Source organism: Clostridia bacterium (genome assembly GCA_036562685.1).
In the GTDB taxonomy this organism is placed as follows: Bacteria; Bacillota; Clostridia; order Christensenellales; family DUVY01; genus DUVY01.
The window spans coordinates 1-1,508 of record DATCJR010000104.1 but is presented as its reverse complement, the minus strand read 5'-3'; the positions used below and the strand labels follow the sequence as shown (position 1 = coordinate 1,508).

Genomic DNA, 1,508 nt, shown 5'->3' with positions numbered 1-1,508 from the left:
CGCGCCTCAAAATTGACAAATTCATCAAAACTAGAACAAGCAGGAGAAAGCAAAACATTGCAAGGCGAAAGCGACCTAGCTAGTTCTACACTCTTATAGAAAGCGTCTGTAAAATTATCTGCTTCTACTGTTTTATTATTTAATCCGCAATCCGATATTGCTTGCAACATTCTGTTTTTTACTGCGCCGCAAACAACAAAATATTTTATTTTCTTGTAATTATTTTTTATATCGTTAAAAAAGTCCAAATAACCAAGTCCCTTGTCGCTGCCTCCCAAAATCAATATGGTAGGGATTTTCATACTTTTGATTGCTACAATAGCTGCATCAGGATTGGTAGCCTTAGAGTCATTGAGAAAATTAATTCCGTCTAGTGTTCCAACATGCTGTAGCCGATGTTTTACACCGCTGAATTCTTTGAGAGTATTTCTTATATTTTCTATATCAATTCCGCACAGATAAGTACATAACCCCGCCATAAGAGCATTATAAACATTATGAGTGCCTATGATTTTCAAATCATTGGTGCGCATAAGATATTTTCCGTCAATATACATTCTGCCATTAAGACTATATGCGCCTTGAACTTGCTGCTGAGTGCTTATGTACAACTTATTTGATTCTGTTTTAAAATATGGAAAAATTTCAGGCTGGTCATAATTGATTATTGCAAAATCTGATTTGGTCTGATTGCTAAAAAGTTTCATCTTGCACTCAATGTATTTTTGCATTGTCAAATGCCTGTCAAGATGATCTGGCGTTATATTGGTAATTGCTGCTATATCTGGCTTGAAATCATGTATAGCTTCCAATTGGAAACTAGATACTTCTATAGGCAAAACTGAATCATTGCCGTACTTTTGCGCTCTTGAAGAAAAAGGCGTGCCTATATTACCCAAAGGCTCGTTATCTATTCCGGCATCACTTAGTATCTTGCTGATTATACTTACTGTCGTGGTCTTTCCATTTGTCCCCGTAATCCCAATAAGACGGCTGTTACTAAGAGTGTATCCCAGCTCCAGTTCAGACATAACCTTGACGCCATTTTCCAAACACTTAGAAACGTTGATATCTCTAATGCTTATACCTGGGCTTATAATACACAAATCAAAACCCTTAATAAAATCATTTTCCAAAATAACTGTTCGGGTATCATTAATAAGATGAGTTTGCGCACCTAAGTTTTTTAAAACTTCGCATGCGCTTAAACCGCTTGAACCGCCGCCCAAGATTAAAATACGCTTGCCGAAATAATCCAATTTTTACCGCCAATTAATTAAGAATAGCGTAAAAACCTTATAGGAATATAAGATGCAAAATAGTACACAATACCCCTATCATGGCCGTTACTATCATATATATGACGGTAATTTTAGATTCGTGAATACCTTTTCGCTCAAAATGATGATGAATCGGCGCCATCAAAAAGACTCTTTTTCCGCCTGTTATTTTGAAATAAACGACTTGAATAATGACGCTTAAGCTGCTCAAAACAAACATAACACCTA

Annotated in this window: 2 protein-coding genes; both read right to left on the bottom strand. The window is 36.1% G+C overall.

Translation table 11 applies throughout. From position 1 onward, the window contains the following. Positions 1 to 1,259, bottom strand: a 1,259-nt coding sequence (gene murD / locus VIL26_04915) for a UDP-N-acetylmuramoyl-L-alanine--D-glutamate ligase (GenBank protein ID HEY8390274.1), incomplete at its 3' end; no start/stop codon positions are given. Between the two features lie 37 nt (positions 1,260 to 1,296). Then, positions 1,297 to 1,508, bottom strand: a 212-nt coding sequence (locus VIL26_04910) for a hypothetical protein (protein ID HEY8390273.1), incomplete at its 5' end; no start/stop codon positions are given.